15 protein-coding genes and 1 riboswitch are annotated in these 15,856 nt (G+C 31.6%); of the genes, 10 read left to right on the top strand and 5 right to left on the bottom strand.

Going from position 1 to position 15,856, the window contains the following annotated elements; translation table 11 throughout:
• The first annotated feature begins 64 nt into the window (after positions 1 to 64).
• From CLOCEL_RS17375 to CLOCEL_RS17360, 4 genes are all read left to right on the top strand, one after another.
• Complete coding sequence (locus CLOCEL_RS17375; protein WP_010073557.1) at positions 65 to 1,534, top strand: nicotinate phosphoribosyltransferase; 1,470 nt, start codon at positions 65 to 67, stop codon at positions 1,532 to 1,534.
• Between the two features lie 30 nt (positions 1,535 to 1,564).
• Complete coding sequence (locus CLOCEL_RS17370) at positions 1,565 to 2,032, top strand: YdeI/OmpD-associated family protein (RefSeq protein ID WP_010073556.1); 468 nt, start codon at positions 1,565 to 1,567, stop codon at positions 2,030 to 2,032.
• 150 nt (positions 2,033 to 2,182) lie between these two features.
• Entirely contained in the window at positions 2,183 to 3,394 is a 1,212-nt protein-coding gene (locus CLOCEL_RS17365; protein WP_010073555.1) for an NAD(P)/FAD-dependent oxidoreductase, read from the top strand.
• Positions 3,395 to 3,487: 93 nt separating this feature from the next.
• Positions 3,488 to 4,015 carry an NUDIX hydrolase gene (locus CLOCEL_RS17360; protein WP_013291849.1) on the top strand — a complete coding sequence of 176 codons (528 nt, stop codon included), beginning with the start codon at positions 3,488 to 3,490 and terminating at the stop codon, positions 4,013 to 4,015.
• Positions 4,016 to 4,198: 183 nt separating this feature from the next.
• Here the strand turns inward: CLOCEL_RS17360 and CLOCEL_RS17355 are convergent, their stop codons facing one another.
• The 3 genes from CLOCEL_RS17355 to CLOCEL_RS17345 form a co-directional block, all read right to left on the bottom strand.
• A complete protein-coding gene (locus CLOCEL_RS17355; protein ID WP_010073553.1) occupies positions 4,199 to 4,741 on the bottom strand; it encodes a flavodoxin domain-containing protein in 543 nt (180 codons plus the stop codon).
• A 50-nt stretch (positions 4,742 to 4,791) separates the two neighbouring features.
• A complete protein-coding gene (locus CLOCEL_RS17350; protein ID WP_010073552.1) occupies positions 4,792 to 5,967 on the bottom strand; it encodes a MalY/PatB family protein in 1,176 nt (391 codons plus the stop codon).
• A gap of 147 nt (positions 5,968 to 6,114) precedes the next feature.
• On the bottom strand, positions 6,115 to 7,248 hold the full coding sequence (locus CLOCEL_RS17345; RefSeq protein ID WP_010073551.1) for a trans-sulfuration enzyme family protein: 1,134 nt from the start codon (positions 7,246 to 7,248) through the stop codon (positions 6,115 to 6,117).
• A gap of 182 nt (positions 7,249 to 7,430) precedes the next feature.
• Positions 7,431 to 7,533: riboswitch (SAM riboswitch) on the bottom strand.
• Positions 7,534 to 8,031: 498 nt separating this feature from the next.
• On the opposite strand from CLOCEL_RS17345, the gene cysK reads away from it, so the two are divergent.
• Positions 8,032 to 8,967, top strand: a complete 936-nt coding sequence (gene cysK, locus CLOCEL_RS17340) for a cysteine synthase A (RefSeq protein WP_010073550.1) — start codon at positions 8,032 to 8,034, stop codon at positions 8,965 to 8,967.
• Positions 8,968 to 9,325: 358 nt separating this feature from the next.
• Here cysK and CLOCEL_RS17335 read toward each other — a convergent pair whose 3' ends face one another.
• Entirely contained in the window at positions 9,326 to 10,267 is a 942-nt protein-coding gene (locus tag CLOCEL_RS17335) for an IS982 family transposase (RefSeq protein WP_010077629.1), read from the bottom strand.
• A gap of 428 nt (positions 10,268 to 10,695) precedes the next feature.
• Between CLOCEL_RS17335 and CLOCEL_RS17330 the strand changes: the two genes are divergently transcribed.
• The 5 genes from CLOCEL_RS17330 to CLOCEL_RS17310 all read left to right on the top strand — a co-directional run bounded on the left by CLOCEL_RS17330 (position 10,696) and on the right by CLOCEL_RS17310 (position 15,088).
• Complete coding sequence (locus tag CLOCEL_RS17330; protein ID WP_010073549.1) at positions 10,696 to 11,865, top strand: M20 metallopeptidase family protein; 1,170 nt, start codon at positions 10,696 to 10,698, stop codon at positions 11,863 to 11,865.
• Positions 11,866 to 12,023: 158 nt separating this feature from the next.
• Positions 12,024 to 12,689: an amino acid ABC transporter permease gene (locus CLOCEL_RS17325; protein ID WP_010073548.1), complete on the top strand. Its 666-nt coding sequence runs from the start codon at positions 12,024 to 12,026 to the stop codon at positions 12,687 to 12,689.
• A complete protein-coding gene (locus CLOCEL_RS17320; RefSeq protein ID WP_010073547.1) occupies positions 12,670 to 13,347 on the top strand; it encodes an amino acid ABC transporter permease in 678 nt (225 codons plus the stop codon). The genes CLOCEL_RS17325 and CLOCEL_RS17320 overlap by 20 nt, the downstream gene beginning before the upstream one ends.
• A 125-nt stretch (positions 13,348 to 13,472) precedes the next feature.
• Positions 13,473 to 14,243, top strand: a complete 771-nt coding sequence (locus CLOCEL_RS17315) for an amino acid ABC transporter ATP-binding protein (protein WP_010073546.1) — start codon at positions 13,473 to 13,475, stop codon at positions 14,241 to 14,243.
• Positions 14,240 to 15,088 carry a cysteine ABC transporter substrate-binding protein gene (locus tag CLOCEL_RS17310; protein ID WP_010073545.1) on the top strand — a complete coding sequence of 283 codons (849 nt, stop codon included), beginning with the start codon at positions 14,240 to 14,242 and terminating at the stop codon, positions 15,086 to 15,088. Before CLOCEL_RS17315 ends, CLOCEL_RS17310 begins: the two co-directional genes overlap by 4 nt.
• 196 nt (positions 15,089 to 15,284) lie before the next feature.
• Here the strand turns inward: CLOCEL_RS17310 and CLOCEL_RS17305 are convergent, their stop codons facing one another.
• Complete coding sequence (locus tag CLOCEL_RS17305) at positions 15,285 to 15,698, bottom strand: bacteriohemerythrin (protein WP_010073544.1); 414 nt, start codon at positions 15,696 to 15,698, stop codon at positions 15,285 to 15,287.
• Positions 15,699 to 15,856: the final 158 nt, after the last annotated feature.

Below are 15,856 nucleotides of genomic sequence, written 5' to 3'. Positions count from 1 at the left end.
GCTTTAGTAATAGAACGATACAAGACTAAAGATAAATTTGACTAATAGAATAGGAGGAAATTCTATGATAAATCCATTACTTTTAACAGATTTTTATAAAACAATACACCATATGTGTTATGCTGAGGGCATATCAAAGCTTGTGAGTTATTGGACTCCTAGAATGTCAAGAAAAGAGGACGTGGATAAGGTAGTAATGTTTGGACTTCAACCTTTTATAAAGAAGTATTTGATAGAGTATTTTAATGATAACTTTTTTAATAAAGACAAGGAAACTATTATTAAAGAGTACAAGAGAGTTATTTCAAGGACTATGGGAGAAATAGCAGCAGATACAAAACATATTGAAGCTTTGCATGATTTAAGTTATCTTCCAATAGAAATTAAAGCTGTTTCTGAAGGGACAAGAGTAAATATAAAAACTCCAATGATAGAAATCACAAATACTCATGAGGAATTTTCTTGGCTTGTTAATTATCTAGAAACCTTGATGAGCTGTAATATATGGCAGCCTATGACCAGTGCAACTATAGCTTATAGATATAGAGAGATAATTAAAAAGTATTTTGACCTAACTGTTGAGAATGGAGAAATAAAAAGAGCTTGTGGAGATTTTAGTATGAGAGGCTTTAGTTCTCTTGAAAGTGCAGAAGTTAGTTCAGCAGCACATCTTCTTTCTTTTGTAGGAACAGCTACAATACCATCAATTCTTTATTTAGAGCAATATTATAATTGTGATTTAGAAAAGGAAATGGTTGGTTTTGGAACTCCATCTACGGAGCATAGTGTTATGTGTAGTTATGGTCAAGATGAATATAAAACATATGAGACATTGATTACTAAAAGGTTTCCAAGTGGGAATTTAAGCATAGTATCTGATACTTATGACTATTGGAGGGTTATTACAGAACTACTTCCAAAGTTAAAGCAGGATATTCTAAATAGAACTGGGAAGGTTATTATAAGAGGAGATAGCGGTGATCCTGTAAAGATAATCTGTGGAGACTTAGATGCATCAAAGGATAGTCCAGAATATAAAGGAACTGTAGAATTGCTTTGGGACATTTTTGGTGGACATATTAATTCAAAGGGATTTAAGGTTCTAAACGAGAAAATAGGTACTATCTATGGTGATAGCATAACTGTAGAACGCTGCGAAGCTATCTGTGAAAATTTAATGAAAAAAGGTTTTGCTGCATCTAATTGTGTTTTTGGAATAGGTTCGTATACTTATCAATATAATACCAGAGATACCTTTGGCTTTGCATTAAAAGCAACTCATTCAGTTATTAATGGACAGGAAAGTTTTATTTTTAAAGATCCGAAAACTGATACTGGAAGCTTTAAGAAATCTCAGAAGGGAATGTGTTTTGTATATAAAATTGGAGAAGATATATTATATGAGGATCAATTAACAATTGCAGAACAAAAGGTGAAAGGTGAAAATTTATTACAAACAGTATTTAAAGATGGAAAGTTAATAAAAGATTATTCTCTAGCTGAAATACGAACTAGATTACATGGAGATTTCTAAGACCAATGAAAGAAAGAGTAGTGAAGAAAAATGAAAACTTATGAATTTGATGCAATAATAAAAGGTCAGGAATTGATAGATGGTGCCTTTATTGAATTTCCTTATGTTGTGGAAGAAGAATTTGGCACTAAAGGTCGGGTAAAAGTTGCTGTTACCTTTGATGGATACGAATATAGAGGCTCTCTTGTAAAAATGGGTCATACTTGCCATATACTTGGAATAACACAAAAGATAAGAAAAGAGATAAATAAGCAACCTGGCGAAATTGTACATGTGGTTTTAAAAAAAGATGAGGAACCTAGAGTTGTTGAAGTCCCAGAAGATTTACAAGAGGAGCTTAATAAAAATATTGAAGCAGCAGAGTTTTTCAAAAGTTTATCCTATACTAATCAGAAAAAGTTTGTTAGTTGGATTCTAAGTGCAAAAAAAGCTGAAACTAGGTCTAAAAGAATAATGGATACAATTTTTATGCTTAAGGAAAAAGAAGTTAGACCATAGTACTAATAGTAAGATATAATTAATATATAAGTTCGAAAATGGAAGCTACATTAAAAATATATATTAAAATTAAAAAAATCAATATGTTTAATGAAGTAGGATTATTGTGACTTATAACGATTAAATAAAAAATGAAGTGTGGTGATTAACATGTCTAAAAATATAGTAATTATAGGTGGCGGTATTGCCGCTATATCAGCGATTAAAGCTATTAGAGAAACAGATTCAGAATCGGAAATATTTCTATTTAGCAATGAAAAGGTATATCCATATATAAGGATAAGGTTATCAAAAGGGATAGTTGAGAACCTTGACGAAAATAAAATCCTCATTCAGAAGAGGGAATGGTATGAGCAAAATAAGGTTAATATTTCTTTAGATAAGAAGGTTACTGCATTAGATGAAAATTCTAAAGAAGTTGTACTTGAAGATGGTAGTAAGATTAAATATGATAAGCTTCTTATAGCTACTGGGTCAAGTAATAGAGTACCTCCAATTGAAGGTATAAATAAGAAAAATATATTTTCATTGAGAACATTTGATGATGCAGTAAAAATGAGAAGCAAAATTGAAGAAAGCAAAAAAGTTGTTATTATTGGTGGAGGAGTTCTCGGCCTTGAAATGGCCTTGATGCTTCATGAAGACGGCAAGAAGGTCGTTGTTTTAGAAGTGTTACCAAGGCTTATGCCAAATCAATTAGATGATAATGCTTCAGCGATACTAAAGGAAAAAGTTGAAGCACATGGTATAGACGTTATAACAAGTTCAGTTATAAAAGAAATTACCGGTGATGAAAAAGTTCAAGGAGTTTTACTTGAAGATCGTGAAGAAATAAAATGTGACATGGTTATTTTCTCTACAGGTATTATGCCTAACATTGACATACTAAAAGGTAGCAATATCCAATGTAATAGAGGAGTTTTAGTTAATAATAAGATGGAAACTAATGTTGCAGATATATATGCTGCTGGTGATGTGGCTGAACTTAATAGTCAAATACCAGGACTTTGGAATATTGCCACATCACAAGGACAAGTGGCAGGCTACAATATTGTAGGAAAAGAAGCTATATATCAGAATATTACTCCAGTAACATCACTAAATGGCCTTGACATAGCTTTATTTTCTGTAGGAATCGTCGATGAATCAAAGTCTTCAATGGCATTAGTTGATGAAAATAAGATTACAAAAGAATACAAAAAAATATTTATAAAAGATAGTTTTATTGTTGGCGCAATAGTAATTGGAGATATTAAAAAATCACCATTACTTAAAGGTGCAATAGAAAAGAGAATATCCTTAGAGGATGTGGATTTTTCTGCGATAACTGTGGATGAACTATTCTTAAAGCTTAAGAAATAGGTAAGAATAATTATAGCAATAAAAATCTATAGAATATGTACTCTGTCAAAAGTAGAATTGAGTTACTAATACAAGTAGAATTTGGAGATTTATATGATTCATAAAAGACTATCACGAGATATAATCTATCAAAGTCCTTGGGTGAACCTATATGTGGATAAAGTGGTTTTTCCAGATGGTGCAATTGTGGAAAAACATCATTATTTAGATTTTTCCAAGGAGTCTGTAGCAGTTATTATAGAAAATCATAAGCAAGAGATATTGCTTATAGAAGCTTATAGATATATAACATCTTCTGTAGGTTGGGAGATTCCAGCTGGAGGAATAGAAGAAGGAGAGACTATAATAGAAGCTGCTGTACGAGAAACCTTTGAAGAAACTGGTTATAAAATAGAAGAACCTAAGTTCATATATTCATATAATCCGTCAAATGGAATATCAAATCAAGTGTTTCATATAGTGAAGGCAAAAGCCTTATCAAATGTTCATTCATTTGATAAAAATGAGGTGAAGAGCGTAAAATGGTTTTCAGTAGAAGAAATCAGAGGAATGCTTGATAGAAAAGAAATAGTTGATGGTTTTTCGCTAACAGGGTTGTTATTACATATGATGAGGGTTTAGATAGAATACATATATATATGTATCAAGTGATGATGAAGTGTCTATTTATTTCCAAAAAATAAAAAGTTGCAACTAATTTTTAAGTTGAAAAATATCATTAAGATGTAAGAATTGATTAGAGAACCATAAAAAGAGGGATACTCAGTGTACAGGTTTATGTACTAGAGATAACCCTCTTTATTTTTATTTGCCTAAGGCTTCTACATAAGAAATTAGCGGATTAATAGTATTAATATCAGTAAAATCGGCCTCTTGATTTTTAACTGCTAGCATACCTTTTTCATCAGCAGTTAGTTCACCAGATTTTTTCTTTGCTATCATTTTCATAAACATTGCCATCATAGGTTTATGAAGGAGATTTAATTTCTTATAATCCATTCCTCCACGAAGATTGAAAACCTTAATTGCATTTTGCATTTGAGTCGTTAAGTTTTTTTCAACAATAGGTTTAAAAACGTTTGGATCTTCAGTAGGAGAAAGTCCAACAGTAAAAACAATGAGATTTTTTCCTTTTAGTTTATCAAAGTTTTTGGTAATAAGAGATATGCCGCTGATTCCGCCTGCATAGAGCCCGCCGCCATGTATTATAGTATTATATTCTAACAGTTTGTCGGAAGAAATTTTCGAGCTGTCAAATAAGTCAGCTCCAAGTTTATTTGAAATCCATTCGGCATACTTTCTTGTGCTACCGTATTTTGACTTATAAGTTACAATTATTTTATTCAAAGTATCACTCCTTAAATATTGTCAATATGTATAAAGCCTTACAATAAAGATTATACTTCTTTTATAGAAATTTCAAGATTAAGTAAAGCTTTTTCTAAAATAGAACGTGGGCAAGCTATGTTTATTCTTTGAAAGCCTGTAGCATCATCATCAAACATTGTACCAGCATCTAGCCATAACTTAGCTTTTGTTATAATTAAATCATTAAGCTCCTTTTCGTTAAATCCTAAATCATTAAAATCCAGCCAAACAAGATAAGTTCCTTGAGGCTCTATCAGTTTTACCTTTGGTAGTTTTTCATTTAAAAATCTTCTAAGAAAATCAAGATTTCCTTGAAGGTATACTAAAAGATCCTCAAGCCATGGTCGACCTTCAGCATAAGCAACTTTGCATGCAATTAGACCTAAAGTATTCAATTGACTATAACCAGTTTTAGCTACTTCACTTTTAAACCTACTTTTTAAATCTTTGTTAGGAATAAAAATATTAGATACTTGAAGTCCTGCAAGATTAAAGGTTTTGCTAGGAGCAGTACAGGTAACTGATATTTCTTGGAATTCTGGTTTAAGATTTGCAAATACTTCATGAACATATGGTTTAAAGATAAAGTCAGCATGAATTTCGTCTGAAACTACTATAACATTATGCTTTACACATATATCGCCTAATTTTATAAGTTCTTCTTTAGTCAAAACTCTTCCTACTGGATTATGGGGATTGCATAATAGAAAAAGTTTAACTTTATTATCGATTATCTTTTTTTCAAAATCCTCAAAGTCTATTTCATATTTTCCATCATTATAAACAAGACTGTTATTTACAAGAATTCTTCCATTAAGTAAAACTGTACTTGAAAATGGATAGTAAACAGGTTTTTGTATAAGTACTGCATCACCTTCTTCAGTAAAAGCACGAATTGCTGTATTTATGGCAAAGACAACTCCAGGTGTTTTTACCAGCCATGGTTTATGAACTTCCCAATTAAATGAAGTTTTGAACCAATTTTGCAGGGTTTCAAAATAATCGTCTTTAGTGTCAGAATAACCGAAAATGCCATGATTACTAGCTTCCACTAATGCATTTATTACCTCGGGAGGAGTTTTAAAATCCATATCTGCTACCCAAAGGGGTAAAAGATCCTCAGGCATTCTTCTTTCTTTTGCAAAATCATATTTAAGGGAATTTGTATTTTTTCGATCTATTATTTCATTAAAATCATATTTCATATTATCAACTCCTAACACAATTTATTATCTCAGGTAAATCATAAAATAAAAGTTATTTCAAGTTATAATTACAAAGATTTGTAGTTATAACTTGAAAAAGTGTACTTATAGTTGGAGGCTTTAAAAGTTAAAAATCTAGATAAAATCTTAACTTAGTGCCTGTTCTAAATCTTTTATTAAATCATCAGCAGATTCAATACCAACAGAGAGACGAAGAAAACATTCGTTTATGCCCTTGGATTCTCTTTCTTCCTTTGGTACGTCAGAGTGGGTTTGTAACATAGGATAAGTTATCAGAGTTTCTACCCCTCCTAAGCTTTCAGCATACAATATTAGATTTACTTTTTCTAAAAGTTGTTTTGCAGTTTCTTCATTTTCAACTTCGAAGGAGATCATTGAGCCAAAGCCTCTACTTTGATTTTTAGAAATTTCATATCCAGGGTGCTCAGGTAAGCCTATATAGTAAACTTTTTTAACTTTAGGCTGTCTACACAGCCAATCAGCGATAATTTTTGCGTTCTCCTGTTGCTTTTCCATACGAATTGATAAGGTTTTGATTCCTCTAATTAATAACCAACTGTCAAAAGGAGAAAGGGATGCACCAGTAGTTTTACTTATTACTCTTAGTTTTTCTAGAATATCTTCGGTAGAAGCTACTAAAAAACCTGCAAGAGTATCATTATGGCCACTTAAAAATTTTGTTCCGCTGTGGACTACGATGTCTGCTCCAAGTAAAATTGGATTTTGAAGATAAGGAGATAAGAAGGTATTATCTACAATTAATAATAAGTTATGTTTTTTAGTAATTTCAGCAACTGCTTTAATATCTGTAACTTGCATTGTAGGATTTGATGGGGTTTCGATAAATATTGCTTTTGTAGTTTTTCTAATATATTTTGTTAAGTCTGTATCTTTTGAAGTGTTGACTACATCAAACTCAATTCCGTTCTTCTTTGAGATAAGACTAAACAATCTGTGAGTTCCCCCGTATAAATCATCGCTTATGATAAGGTGATCTCCAATTGAAAATAACTCCATAAGTGCTGAGATTGCTGCCATTCCTGTTGAAAAAGCTACAGTTCCTTTTCCCTGCTCTAGGTCTGTTATTATATTTTCAAGGTGCTCTCTTGTAGGATTTTGGAGCCTTGAATAATCATAACCTGTACTTTCGCCAACAGCTGGGTGAGCAAAAGTTGCAGATTGATATATAGGCACGCTTATAGCACCTGTATAATCTAAATTTTTTCTATTACCGTGAATACATACTGTTGTGATATCCATAAATAATTCTCTCCTTCTTATAAAAGTATGAACATTTTTTCGAAATTATGTTCCTAGATATTTAAAAATTAAATTAGTTTTTACATCATAATAATTGAAAATATTTATATAGTTAAAAAAAGTCCCCATCTGGTTAAAGATGGAGACTTTTTTACAAAAATCCGTTTATATGAAAATATCCATCCTCATCTCTCAGATTTAAATCTGCTGGATTTAGCACCATCACTATAAAGCATGGTTGCTGAAACGTCATAGGGCCAGTCCCTCAGTTTCTCTTGATAAGGCATATTATTAAGTTTTAAAGATAAATGTTATTTCATAGTAATGTTATAAGTTTTATATGTTTAATTATAATTGCAAACTTAAAGTATGTCAATAAAGAATTTCCATAAGTTATATTGTTTTTTAAGACGTTAGTATATTTTTTTCATGAGACTTAAATAATAAAACTTATATGAGGTTTTTGATAAAGAATCTCTATAGGGTATATACATTTCTTAATACGTCCATAATGCTCGGCTAAAATTTAATAATGCAACTTATCTATATGTTAAAAGATTATTAGTTTTTAGAAAAAAATAATAAAAATCAGAGTGTTTAGATAATAATAATTGCATAGATATATGGTATTAAAAGATTATTTAAAAAAATACAAAACATAGTAAACATATATGAAAGATATTTCCTTATTGACATATAATGATATTAGATTTATAATTAATCCATACTAAACCTATAAGAATTATAAAATGGATTTATAAAAGTATGAAGGAGTGAATGTTTATGTCTAAAGTTTATAAAAGTATTACTGAGTTAATTGGAAAGACTCCATTAGTAGAATTAAAAAATTACGGTAAAGTAAAAGGTATAGATGCTTCTATAATCGCTAAGATAGAATTTTTTAATCCAGCAGGAAGTGTTAAAGATAGAATTGCAAAGGCTATGATAGAGGATGCGGAAACTAAAGGTCTTTTAAAAGAAGGCTCAGTTATAATAGAACCTACTAGTGGTAATACAGGAATTGGCCTTGCATCTGTAGCTGCTGCAAGAGGATATAGAATTATTTTAACTATGCCAGACACAATGAGTATAGAAAGAAGAAATCTTTTAAAAGCCTATGGTGCTGAACTTGTATTAACAGAAGGTGCAAAGGGAATGAAAGGTGCAATAGAAAAAGCTAAGGAACTTGGAGAAGAGATTCCAAATTCATTCCTCCCAGGACAATTTGTAAACCCTTCTAACCCTAAAATTCATAGAGAAACTACAGGACCGGAAATATGGGAGGACATAGATGGAAAAGTTGATATTTTTGTTGCTGGTATCGGAACAGGTGGAACTATAACAGGCGTTGGAGAATTCTTAAAATCAAAGAATCCTGATGTAAAGATTGTGGCTGTAGAACCAGCAGCTTCACCAGTACTTTCAAAGGGTACACCAGGACCGCATAAAATACAAGGCATTGGTGCCGGGTTTGTACCAGATGTTCTTAACAAGGGAATATATGATGAAATAATAACTGTAGAAAATGAAGATGCTTTTGAAACAGGACGCGCTATTGCGAAAATAGAAGGAATATTGGTCGGAATTTCATCAGGAGCAGCTCTTTGGGCAGCAACTGAGCTAGCAAACAGACCTGAAAATCATGGAAAGAACATCGTAGTTCTTCTTCCTGATACTGGTGAAAGATATTTCTCAACACCTCTTTTCGCAGAAAACTAAAACTAATAACAGGAAGATAGATGCAGTGGCAATAAATGCATCTATCTTTTTATGTTTATAAGAAGATAATGCGTAAGAAATAATTGAGAAATTTTTAAGAGATATCAGTTTTATTGATAAAGAGACCTGAGCAGTAAAGCGTCCAATAACTATGTCAAATAGTTATGAGTTTCCATGTAATCCTACATAAATAAATTGGAGTGGTACAGGAAAATGAGCTATATACAAGAAATGGTGGTTCAAATCAATAGTTAAATTAACCTGTTGTGCTAGCAGATAAGTTTTCATTAAAAGGATATTTATACCATGATTTTAGGCAGTCCTATCCTATTGTCTCATATACTGTTTTTGGAAATTATTATCCGAATACTAATTCTTTAATCTTTGATATTTCTATACCTATATTAAAAAATTTATTTATAAAATAGCAAAGATTATGAGCTAATATTTTATTTGATATTCTTGTGGCAAATCCCCAAGTTGATTTTGTAAGAACCCTCTGCATATTTAATTGCTCGGAGAGCTGAGAAAAAGTAGTTTCTACTCTACGACGAGCCTTGAATATCAACTGCCTAAAAGGTTTTAAAAGTTTAGTTTTACTATTGTTACGATTTATTGTTAAAAGACGAATGTACCTTGTTTCTTTTAATTGCGAAGCAACTTTTTGACCTATATATCCTTTATCACCTATTAGTATATCAATCTCTGAATTAGCTGTGAGTTCCCAGACGACATCTCTGTCATCAATATTTGCTGCTGTTACAGTAAAATCTGTGATATAGCCATCGAGGGCTACTAAAGCATGTAATTTGAATCCATAATATGTTTCTTTTTTCGAAGCGCATCGCCCGTAGGCAGCCTCCGGCTTAAAAGCTTTATGGAAATGAGCTCTCCCAAACTTACACACAGGAATTGGCATACTATCTGCAATTCTCATTCGGTCATATTGATAGTTAAGAAATTTCGTTAACTCTTTACGAATTTCATCAATGACTCGAAATAATGACTTTCTAACTCTATGAAACCTCGGCCTACTACAAAAGTTGGGAAATAAGTCTCGTAGGTTTTTAGAGCAAAATCCAAACCATGCTTTTTCAGAGTCAATGGTTAAGAGTTCACCTACTAAAGAAATCGTAATTATTTCGCTATCAGTCATTACTGATTTAGCGATGTTACGACGATTTTTAATAAATGTTGGAGTTACTTTTTGGTAAAAGTCATCAATTATAACATAAGTGACAACAATAAAATCTTTTAAGTCATTTATTGTTATGGTAGAATCTTTATTAAACTCTGGCATATAGGTTAGCCTCCTATCATTAGATTAGTGGTGTTTTTTAATGATAGGTTAGCAAATATGCTGGAGTTTTTCTATTTGTAAGTATTGCCAGCGTATTTAACTAGCACAACGGGTTAAATTAGGGTAATTCTTATAAATTAACATTTGGGAAATTTATAGGAATTACTCTTAATTATGTTTAAAGTTATTGCTTAATGAAAATTCTGGTGATATAATAAACATATCCTACAAAACATATATGATTACCGTAAATATTTTTTATCCGGTAATGGGTAAATTGTCAAGTTCCAGTTTAGATAACCATTAAAGTTTAGAATGATAAATTAACTTAGAGATTAATGTATGGACCATCAATAACTAGCATCAAGATGTTTTGTAAGCTTTAAATGATATATGGAATATTTGAAGTAGAAAGGGAGATGATTAAGATGAAATTAAAAGAATATATTGAAGCTGAAAAAGAATATATAATTTCGCTAGGAAGATATTTTCACAGGAATCCTGAGCCAAGCCTCAAAGAATATAACACAGCCTTAAAAATTGAACAGGAATTGGATTCACTTCAGATAGAGCATAAAAGAGTTGGAGAGACTGGAGTTCTTGGGATAATAAAGGGGAGAATAGATAGCAATAAGCGTATTGTTCTTCGTGCAGATATAGACGGACTAATGATAGAAGATTTAAAGATAGAAGAGTATGCATCAGAAAAGGAAGGACTTATGCACTCTTGTGGTCATGACGGGCATACTGCTGCACTGTTAGGGGCAGCTAAGATCTTAAAGGCTAAAGAGTATTTATTAGCTGGAGAGATATACTTGTTTTTTCAGCAAGGGGAAGAAATCGGTCAAGGTGCAAGAGTGTTTATAAAAGAAGGACATCTAAAAGATGTGAATAGAGTATTCGGAATTCATGTTTCTTCAGATATTGAGGTTGGAAAAGTATCTATTACAAAAGGAACTACTAATGCTTCTTGTGATTACTTTAAAATAATCGTTCATGGAGAAAGTGCTCATGTTTCAGAACCACAAATGGGAATTGATGCGCTGTATATTAGTAGCAAAATTGTTACGAATCTTCAAACGATAGTAAGTAGACAATCAAGTCCATTTGATCCAACAGTAGTCGGTATTGGAGTTCTTAGAGCGGGTACAGCCTATAATATTATAGCTAGTGAAGCTATTTTAGAAGGAACGACAAGAACTTTCAGTATAGAAAATAGAAAAAGAGTAAATGAGAGTGTAGTTAAGATAGCAAAGAATACTGCAGCTGCTTTTGGAGCAGAAGCAGAAATAATCTTTGAAGAATGTGCGTCTCCTCTTGTGAATGATGAGATTGTTTGTGATGAGGTTTATAAAGTTGCAAATGAAATCTTAGGCAAAGAAGGGATAATAACAAATAGACAAAAATCTTTGGGTTCAGATGATTTTGCTGAATATCTCTTAGCGGTTCCTGGGATGTATGCATTTGTGGGTACAGCAAATAAAGATAATCCAAATACTTTGCAACCGCATCATTGTGGATTATTTGACATAGATGAGGATGGGATTCTACTGGCAGCAAATTTATATGTAGATTATGCAATTCAACAATTGCAATAAGAATTTTACTTATATAAATTCTAGTTGTGTGCTTTCTTTATTTTATATTATATTACGTACAGTCTTTAAGAATAAAAACAGCAAGCATTATTAGATTGGTGATCTTAAATTGATAAAAATCATCTATTATTTATATTTCAGAGAGGAGTGAGAAGTCAGTGCGTTTTGATTTATATTTTGTTATAAAATATATACCTATGTACATTAAGGCGGCTAAACTTACACTTACCCTTGCCTTTTTCGGAATCATATTATCCATAATTATTGGATTTATCTGCAGCATTATAGTTTATTACAGGGTTAAGGGACTGAAACAAATAGTTGGAGTTTATGTAGAAGTTTCTAGAAATACACCTCTTCTAATACAATTATTTTTCTTGTATTATGGACTACCACAAGTTGGAGTAAAACTTGATGCCATAACCTGTGCTGTTGTTGGACTAGCGTTTTTGGGAGGAAGTTATATGTCAGAAGCCTTTCGCGGTGGCTTTGAAGCGGTTAGCAAAACTCAAGTAGAAGCTGGACTTAGCATTGGATTAACAAAGCCTCAACTTATTCGCTATGTAATATTTCTCCAAGCTTTTGCGGTGGCAGTTCCTTCACTAGGGGCAAATGCAATTTTTATTCTAAAGGAGACTTCAATTGTTAGTGCTATAGCCTTGGCGGATCTTATGTTCGTGGCAAAGGATTTAATAGGAATGTATTACAAAACCACCGAAGCTCTTACTATGTTGGTAGTAGCTTATCTTATTATTTTACTTCCAATATCTTTGATATTTACAACTATTGAGAGGAGGGTGCGTTATGCAGGATTTGGGGGCTAGCATCATCTTTCAAGGGGTAAATTTACAAAGGTTGCTTAGCGGGTTGTTAGTTACAGGGAGAATAGCACTTATATCAATAGCTATTTCAAGCATACTCGGAATTATATTTGGCATTATTATGACTTCAAAAAGAAAGAGTATAAAAATATTTTCAAGATTATATTTAGAGAGTATTAGAATTATACCAATTTTAGTATTGTTGTTTATTTTTTATTTTGGGATTACAAAAATTCTAAAGATTCATTTAGAAGGAGAACTGGGTTCTATAATTGTTTTTTCTCTATGGGGTACTGCAGAAATGGGAGATTTAGTTAGAGGAGCAATAATGTCACTTCCAAAACATCAAAGAGAAAGCGGAAAAGCTATAGGACTTACAGAGAACCAAATTTATTTATATATAATAATACCTCAGGTTGTGAGAAGACTAGTTCCAGCAGCAATGAATCTTGCAACACGAATGATAAAGACAACATCTTTAGTGGTACTTATTGGGGTTGTAGAGGTATTAAAGGTTTCACAACAGATTATAGAGTCTTCAGTTTTAAAAAATCCTTCTGCAGCCTTTTGGGTATATGGATTTTGTTTTATCCTTTACTTTATAATTTGTTACCCGATGTCATTATTTTCAAAAAGACTAGAGAAAAAGTGGCAGAGCTAAATTAACTATAAAAAATATAAACTAATTAAGTAGCTACAAAAATAAAATGTAAGATATAAAAGTTAATCATTAATGAAATTTTTTATTCTACTGAAAAAGGTGCGGGGAGTTAAGGAGGTAGAGATATGACGTTACAGCAATCTGTGCTAGAAATAGCGGACCTATACAAAGAATACGAAAATTCAAATACGGTTTTATCCAACGTCTCCCTTACGGTTAATAAAGGAGAGGTCTTAGTTATATTAGGGCCTTCAGGGTGTGGAAAAAGTACGCTTCTTAGATGTATTAATGGACTTGAAGATATAAAGTCAGGAATTATAAAGTTAAATGGGAAAGTAATTAATGAAGATAAGACTAAGTGGCATCTTATACGCCAGAAAATCGGCATGGTTTTTCAAAGCTATGATTTATTTCCCCATATGACGATTATAGATAATATATTGCTCGGACCTATCAAAGTACAAAAACGTGATAAGAATGAGGTTTTAGAGCAAGCTGAAAAGTTGTTAGAAAGAGTTGGGCTTATAGATAGGAAAAATGCATATCCAAGACAACTTTCAGGAGGCCAAAAACAAAGGGTAGCAATTGTACGAGCTCTTTGCATGAATCCAGAAATAATGCTTTTTGATGAAGTGACAGCAGCATTAGACCCGGAAATGGTTCGTGAAGTCTTAGATGTTATGTTAGAACTTGCAAGACAAGGAATGACCATGGTTATAGTAACTCATGAAATGGAGTTTGCTAAGGCTGTTGCAGATAGGATTGTGTTTATTGATGAAGGAACAATTACTGAAAGCAGTATTCCCAAGGAATTTTTTAATAATCCAAAAACTGAACGAGCAAAGAGTTTTTTAAAAACCTTTAATTTTGATAATGAAAGAGGGAATGAAGAATGAAGAAGAGATTTAAGGTAGCATCAATTTTAACTACGCTTGTAATTGCAATAGGAGTATTAGCTGGATGCTCATCTAAAACTTCAAAGGAATCATCAATTGAAACTATAAAGAAAAATGGAGTCATCAAGATTGGTGTATTTAGTGATAAGCCACCTTTTGGATACGTAGATGAAAAAGGAAATAACCAAGGATTTGATGTATATATAGCAAGACGTTTTGCTAAGGATTTACTAGGTGATGAAAGTAAGGTTCAGTTTGTCTTAGTGGAAGCTGCAAGTCGTGTAGAATATTTAGAAACTGGAAAGGTTGACGTTATTCTAGCTAATTTTACAGTTACAGATGAGAGAAAAGAAAAAGTTGATTTTGCAAATCCATATATGAAAGTTGCTTTAGGAGTGGTTTCTCCTGAAGGTGATAAGATTACTAATGTAGACCAGTTAAAGGGAAAGAAATTGATAGTAAATAAAGGGACTACAGCAGAGACATATTTCACTAAAAATTACCCTAATATAGAACTTTTAAAATATGATCAAAATACTGAAGCTTTTCAAGCATTAAAGGATGGAAGAGGTTCTGCTTTAGCACATGACAATACATTACTTTTTGCTTGGGCAAGAGAAAATAAAGGATTTACTACAGGTGTGGAGTCACTTGGCAGCTTAGATACTATTGCACCAGCAGTACAAAAAGGAAATGTGGAACTTTTAAATTGGATAAATGATGAACTTACAAAGCTTGGCGAGGAGAAGTTTATTCATGAAGCTTATGATAAAACATTACAACCAGCTTATGGTGATTCTATAGATCCAGAATCCGTTGTTGTTGAAGGCGGAAAGATAAAATAATATTTTATAAAAGAAATCCCTATGTAGTATAAGTAACATACTGCATGGGGATTTTACATGTAACCTAAAAATTATTGAAACAACTAAAAGATGCGCCAAACTATCAAGGGATTTAGAATTAACGCAAGAAAAAATAAACTATAAATTATTAGTTCCTTATAATTTATAAAATAGACTTATAATAAGGAGATAAATTTTATATTACAGCTTTTAAAAACTCTGCGTATTTGCGATCAGAAAGCATTATATGATTACTTATCCATTGAGATAAGAAGTCTATAATTTCAAGGATAGTTTTTCTTTGATTATCGTCGATATCTTCTCTTGAAGATAATTCTGCTATTTTTACTACATAAGACAAATGTTCTTCTTCCTGAACATGAGTATGTTCATAATTATGTTTTTTTAACAGTTCTTCTTCATAGTGAAAATGATATTTTGTATATTCCTGTAGCTCATCAAGTATTGTCATAATTTGGTCATATCTATCATAGCCATCATTTATTATAGCTATTTCATATGCTTTTGAGCCAATTTCCATTAGTTTTTTATGTTGCTTATCAATTTCTTCAATATCTAAATTGTAACGATCTTTCCATTCAAATGCCATTTACAAACCTCCCAATACTATCGGATTAATGATAGATTTATTTATATTGTACTAAACCTTTGATATTAATACAAGTTAAGTAATGTAAAAAATATATATTTTTAAATTATATGTTCGAATAAAGACTTTTCATAGATCATATTGATATTTTTAATATT

Origin of the sequence: Clostridium cellulovorans 743B (genome assembly GCF_000145275.1) — a bacterium.
GTDB classification, from domain to species: Bacteria; Bacillota; Clostridia; order Clostridiales; family Clostridiaceae; genus Clostridium_K; species Clostridium_K cellulovorans.
The sequence above is the reverse complement of the archived record's forward strand: the minus strand, read 5'-3'. Positions and strand labels throughout refer to the sequence as shown.